Consider the following 5774-nt stretch of genomic DNA (forward strand, 5'->3'; position numbering starts at 1 on the left):
AGGCACCTGGCTGGGACACAGCCGTGCAATCACACCGAAAGCCATACATGACCGAGAGGGATTAAAGAGGCCGTTCAGATGCAAGAAAACCGGCTCAAGGGCCGGTTCTCAGGGGGCTTCACTGCCTGCGTGGGCATGTCGGAATATGAGACTGGAGCGGGCGAAGGGAATCGAACCCTCGTTATCAGCTTGGGAAGCTGGAGTAATGCCATTATACGACGCCCGCTTGGGGGAGCCTTTATACCGGAAGTCGCGGCTGAAATGAAGTCCGCATCGAGTCCTTTTTACTGCGGCTCGATGCGGACGGGCCTGGGTGTGGTTCATACGGCCAGCGCATGCTGCACGTCGAGCGGCGCACGGTAGCCGGTTTGGCGCTGCGGCTGGCTTTGCAGGAAGCCCAGCAGTACTTCGCTGCTTTGCTGCCAGGCGGCCTTGTGTTCCATGTCGAGGAAGTGCCCGGCATTGTCGATGGTGGCGAACTTGCAATCATTGAGGTGCTCGGCGAATACGCGCACGTCCTGGGCCGAGGTGTATTCGTCGTGCTCGCCATTGACGAACAGCACGGGAATGTCGATGCCGGCCAGGCATTCCATCTCGCAATGGGTTTCCAGGTGCACGACCTGGTCGATATGGGCGTGCATCTGGCGGTATTCGTGATCGTCCAGGCTGCTGATGTGGCGATGGTTGAAGCGCTTGAACAGCGACGGCAGGTGCTTGCCGATGGTGTTGTTGACCAGGTGGCCGAGGCCTACGCCATCCACGGCCTGCAGCGTGGCCATGCCTTTTTGCAGGTAGTCGAGCATCGGCGCATTGATCAGCGGCGAGAACGAGGCGATCACGGCTTTTTCGATGCGCGGCGGACGCTGCGCCAGGGCCAGCATGGCGGCGACGCCACCCCAGGAGAACGACTGCAGGTAGTCGGCTTTGAAGTGCTCGATCAGCTCCAGGAGGATGCGCGCTTCATCTTCCTTGGTCAGGGGCTGGTTGTGGATGTTGTGCGGCTTCGATTGGCCGGAGTAAGGCTGATCGTAGAGCACCACATTGAATTGGGTGTTGAGGTATTTGACCGTCTGCGCGAATGCGGCAGTGGTCGACAGTGACCCGTTGACCAGGATGATGGTCTTGCGGGCGCTGGGGCTGGAGTAAAACTCGGTGTGAACCTTGTAAGTTCCGTGTATGTCGACGACAGCGATGGTTGGCTGCATGTTGTTTCTCCAGGCGCAAGTGGTACGTGGCAAGCGGCGGGGCGGGGCCGATTACCGAGCAAGTAGGACAGATAGCAAAGCGCCTGGACATGACAAGCGAATGTCAGGCTGGAGGTTTTTATAAGAATTATTTTTCAATCGGTAAGGGCTGAAATAGAGCATCCGCACCAGCCTTTGCACGGGGCTGGAGAGATGTCGTGTTACCAGGCAGGAACCCTTTCGCGCAGAGCGCAAGTAACCGATGGAACGCTTAGATGGCTGTCCGTGACTGGCTGGTCACATCAAGACCTTATGGGGGGATTTAAGCAGTGGCTCCTGATACTGGCAAGGCTTTATTTGGGTAGTGCACTACCGTTTATCGGTTAGCTTGCTAAGGGTGTGACTAATGGCGAAATCGGCGTCAGTGGCTGGCGAAACTGGCGATTTCTTCGGCCGTCAGGGCGCGGTACTGACCGGGGCTGAGGCGTTCATCGAGCAGGATCGTGCCCACGCTCAGGCGGTGCAAGGCGACGACCTTGTTCTGGAAGTGGCCGAACATGCGCTTGACCTGATGGTAGCGACCTTCGTAGAGGGTCAGGCAGGCCTGGCGCGGGGCGAGGATCTGCAATTCGGCGGGCTGGGTGAGCAGGTCCTCGAAGCGAAAGTACAGGCCGCGGGAGAAGACCTCGATGCAGGCCGGGTCGATCGGGTCTTCGGTATCGACCAGATAGACCTTGGGGTGTTTGCCGGTGGGCGCGGTTACCCGGCGCGACCATTGGCCGTCGTTGGTGAGCAGCAGCAGGCCACTGGTGTTGAGATCGAGGCGACCGGCCAGGTGCAGCTCATACGTGTCCGGCTCGTCGAGCAGGTCGAGTACGGTGCGGTGCTCGGGATGTTCGGTGGCGCTGACCACGCCAGGCGGTTTGTGCAGCATGAAGTAGCGTGCGGCTTTGCCAGCCTGCAGCACCTCGTCATCCAGCTCGACGCGACTGAAGACGCGTACTTCGTCGCGGCTGTCGCGGCTGACCTGGCCATCCACGCGCACGCGACCACTGGCGAGCAGCTGGCGCGCCTCCTGACGGTTGAAGCGCGGCAGGTTGCTGAGGAAACGGTCGAGGCGCATGGCTAGTCGGCGGCGGCTGGTGTTGTGCTCGGCAGCAAGCCCTGGGCGCAGCGCGGGCACAGGCAGGCGCGGTTGCGCTGTTCGGGCGGCAGGCTGTCGAGCACCGCGGGGTCGATAGCGGCGCCGAAACACCAGCACTCGCTCACGGGCGTGGCGGACTCGGCCTGGGCGCACTGGTTGCGCTGACCGCAGCACGGACACTGGCTGGTATTCATGTGCTGGCTTCGCAGGTGCGGTTACGCCCGGCTTGTTTGGCGCGGTACAAGGCGCGGTCGGCCCGGGCGAGCAGTTCGTTCAGCGAGTCATCGGCATGCAGTTCGGCCAGGCCAATGCTGGTGGTGATCTGCAGGCTGGCGCCTTGGTAGTCGAAGCTGCTTTGCTCGGTCTGCTGGCGGACTTTCTCGGCCAGCAGGCGCGCCTGCTCGAGCGAGGTGTCCTTGAGCAGGAGGATGAATTCCTCACCGCCCCAGCGGCCGATGATGTCGGACTGGCGCAGGTTGTCGCGCAGCTTGTTGGCGAATCCGCGTAGCACCTGGTCACCGGCCAGATGGCCGTGGCTATCGTTGAGGCGCTTGAAGTTATCCAGGTCGAGCAACAGGGCGCAGAGTGGGCTGGGATTGCGCCGTGCTTCCTGGATCGCCTGGTTGGCCAGCAGGTCGAAGCCGCGGCGATTGAGCAACTCGGTGAGTTGGTCGGTGGTGGCCAGGGCGGCGATGCGTTTCTGGTAGCGCCGCATGGCAAGGCTGACCAGGCTCAGGACGATGACGGTGACCACCAGGCAGATCAGCAGGTTGAGGTACAGCGATTGGCGAATGCCGGCCAAGGCGCCGGTTTCGTGCTTGTCGACGAACAGGTACCAGTCCAGCTCGGGAATGAAGCGCACGTTGAGAAAGTGCCCGCGGCCCTGTTCCTGATACTCGAAGTCGCCGGTTTGCGGCTGTGGCAGTTTCGCCTGGAGTTCTTCCAGCCCTGGCACTTCGCTGAGCGCCTGGCCGACCTTGGCGCCCAGTGGCCCGCCCGTGGCGCCGGTCAACACGATGCGGCCGTCGGTGTCGACGAAGTACACGCTGCGGTCGTAGCGCGCCTGGTAGTCATCGATCAACTGGACCACCGCGTCCACGTTCAGGCCGACGCCGGTGGCGCCGATAAAGCGCTGGTCGTAGTCGAATACCTTGTAGTTGATGAAGACGGTCAGGCGATCCTGGTTGGCCATGTCGACATCGACATTGATTTCGTAGGGTGCCTGCAAGTCGCGCACGCGGAAGTACCAACTGTCACGCGGCTCTTGTGCGGCGACGTGCTTGAGCACGCCCTTGGCCTGGTAGTAGGTGAGGGTCTTGTCGGAGACGAAGAAGCTGGTGACGGCGCCGTAATGCTCCTGCACCTCGCGCAGGTAGCGGGTCATCTGGGCGACGTCCTGCTCGCCGGCCATCACCCAGTCGCGGACGAAGGTGTCGCGGGCCATCATCGAGGAGATCAGCACCGGCGTGATCAGGTCCTTCTGGATCTCGGAGTAGACGTTGTCCGAAGTCAGCGGCAGTTCGGTGTTGATAATGTTGTCGCGGATCGATTCGAGCGCGGCGTAGTAGCTGGCCAGCGAGGTGGCGAGGAAGCCGCAGCCGAGCAATACCAGCAGCAGCAGGACCAGCGGACGTTGACTGGTAGTCGAGGGAACGGACGGCATGCAGGTACTGCTCGCGAAATGATGGCGCCATGCTAGCGTGCAATTGGCATGGCGTCATCGGTTGGTTCCTGCAGCAGGGTTATCGCCTGCTCTGCATATAGGCGCGCCAGCCGCCGAAGTGGCTGATGTCCTCGGCGCCTTGCAGGCCGTAGGGTTCGCAGATGAACCCGCTCAGCCATTGGCCGTCTGCCAGCTGCACCTTGCCCAGGCCCAGGGGCGCCGGGATGCCGGTGAGGAAGGAGCCCAGCTCGCTGCTCGGCAGCTCCCAGACTTCCACTGCGATGGCGACGCCGCCCTCTGCCACGCGCAGCATGCCGGGGCGATAGGGCGGGCCGCCGGCCAGGGCGTACAGCTGGTAGTCCGGCGAACTCTGGGTGGCCTGGACCAGGGTGGCGCCGCGCTGCCTGAGTTGCCAATTGAGCGGCAAGCCATCCAGGTGCGCGCCGCAGACCACCAGGCGCGCCCGGTCGTTGCGCGCGGCGCTGCTCGGCGCGCTCGGGGCCAGGGCACGCTCGCCGGCCAGCGGCAGTTGCTGCTGGCGCTGCAGGCCATCGGCCAGGCTGAGCAGGTACTGGTCGGTAAAGGCGCGGCCGAACAGGGTCACGCCCCAGGGCAGGCCGTTGGCCATGAACCCAGCCGGTACGGCGACGGCGGCATAGTCGAGCATGTTCATGAAGTTGGTGTAATAGCCCAGGTCGGAATTGCGCTTGAGCGGCTCGGCGTGCAGTTCGGCGAGTGTCACCGGGCGCGGGTAGGCCGGGGTCAGTACGCAGTCGAGATCACCCATGATGCGGTCGCAGATGGCTTTCAGTGCCTGCAGGCGGTACTGGGCGCGGAACAGTTGCACGGCGGTGGTGCCCGGCGCTTTTTCCAGTACGGCCTTGATCACTGGCAGCACCGCATCGGGTTGGGCTTCGATCAGTTCACCGGCGACGCTGTAGCGCTCGGCGACCCAAGGGCCTTCATAGAGCAGGCGGGCGGCTTCGAGGAAGGGGGCGAAGTCGATCTCGATGGCCTCGCCGCCCAGGGCCTTGAGCTGTTCGACAGTGGCGGCGAACTGCGCCGGGCTCTCGGCGCAGCCGAGAAACTCCAGCTGGTTGGGCACACCGAAACGGAAACCCGGGCGTGGGCTGCCGAAGGCTGTGCCATCGTTCCATTGCGGGTTGCTGCGGCTGTAGGCATCGCGCGGGTCGAGGCTGGCGGTCAGCGCCAGCAGCTGGCTGGCCTCGGCGGCGCTGGCGGTGAAATAGGTCACGCAATCCAGGGTGTGGCAGGCCGGCACCACGCCGGCGGTGGAAAGCAGTCCTTTAGTGGCTTTGAGGCCGATCAGGTTGTTCAGTGCGGCCGGCACCCGGCCGCTGCCGGCGGTGTCGGTGCCCAGGGCGAAGCTGGCCACTCCTAACGCCACGGCCAACGAGGAGCCGGCGCTGGAGCCGCCGGAGGGGTAGGCCGGATGCACGCTGTTGCGGCATTCGCCATAGGGCGAGCGGGTGCCGTTGAGGCCGGTGGCGAACTGGTCGAGGTTGGTCTTGCCCAGCGGCACGGCGCCGAGGGCAAGCAGTTGCTCGACCAGGGTCGCGCTCTGCGCCGGCACATAGGCGAAGGCCGGGCAGGCGGCAGTGGTGGGGATGCCGGCCAGGTCGATGTTGTCCTTGATGGCGAAGGGCACGCCGTACAGCGGCAGCTCGGCGGGCGTCTTGCCGTCGAGGGCGGCGAGGTAGGGTTCCAGTTCTTCCGCCGTGAGCAGGTGGATGAACAGGTGAAACTCGGGGTTGAGCGCCGC

Annotated in this window: 5 protein-coding genes and 1 tRNA gene; all 6 read right to left on the reverse strand. The window is 63.8% G+C overall.

All coding sequences use genetic code 11. The annotated features are described in order from the left end of the window. Positions 1 to 152 precede the first annotated feature (152 nt). Positions 153 to 226, reverse strand: a tRNA-Gly gene (locus ABZE94_RS19775). 94 nt (positions 227 to 320) lie between these two features. Continuing rightward, positions 321 to 1205 (reverse strand): alpha/beta fold hydrolase, encoded by an 885-nt coding sequence (locus tag ABZE94_RS19780; protein ID WP_372877680.1) that lies wholly within the window; start codon positions 1203 to 1205, stop codon positions 321 to 323. 400 nt (positions 1206 to 1605) lie between these two features. Further along, entirely contained in the window at positions 1606 to 2307 is a 702-nt protein-coding gene (locus ABZE94_RS19785) for a pseudouridine synthase (RefSeq protein ID WP_372877682.1), read from the reverse strand. Between the two features lie 2 nt (positions 2308 to 2309). Further along, positions 2310 to 2522, reverse strand: a complete 213-nt coding sequence (locus ABZE94_RS19790) for a cysteine-rich CWC family protein (protein ID WP_372877684.1) — start codon at positions 2520 to 2522, stop codon at positions 2310 to 2312. Beyond that, a complete protein-coding gene (locus tag ABZE94_RS19795; RefSeq protein ID WP_372877686.1) occupies positions 2519 to 3991 on the reverse strand; it encodes a diguanylate cyclase in 1473 nt (490 codons plus the stop codon). Before ABZE94_RS19795 ends, ABZE94_RS19790 begins: the two co-directional genes overlap by 4 nt. A 79-nt stretch (positions 3992 to 4070) precedes the next feature. Continuing rightward, positions 4071 to 5774, reverse strand: a 1704-nt coding sequence (gene atzF, locus ABZE94_RS19800) for an allophanate hydrolase (protein ID WP_372877688.1), incomplete at its 5' end; no start/stop codon positions are given.

Origin of the sequence: Pseudomonas sp., from assembly GCF_041601375.1 — a bacterium.
GTDB lineage: Bacteria > Pseudomonadota > Gammaproteobacteria > Pseudomonadales > Pseudomonadaceae > Aquipseudomonas.

Bases quoted from the DNA above. Each gene is read 5' to 3' on its own strand.
- ABZE94_RS19780 (WP_372877680.1), bottom strand. From the start codon at position 1,205: ATGCAGCCAACCATCGCTGTCGTCGACATACACGGAACTTACAAGGTT.
- ABZE94_RS19785 (WP_372877682.1), bottom strand. From the start codon at position 2,307: ATGCGCCTCGACCGTTTCCTCAGCAACCTGCCGCGCTTCAACCGTCAG.
- ABZE94_RS19795 (WP_372877686.1), bottom strand. From the start codon at position 3,991: ATGCCGTCCGTTCCCTCGACTACCAGTCAACGTCCGCTGGTCCTGCTG.
- ABZE94_RS19790 (WP_372877684.1), bottom strand. From the start codon at position 2,522: ATGAATACCAGCCAGTGTCCGTGCTGCGGTCAGCGCAACCAGTGCGCC.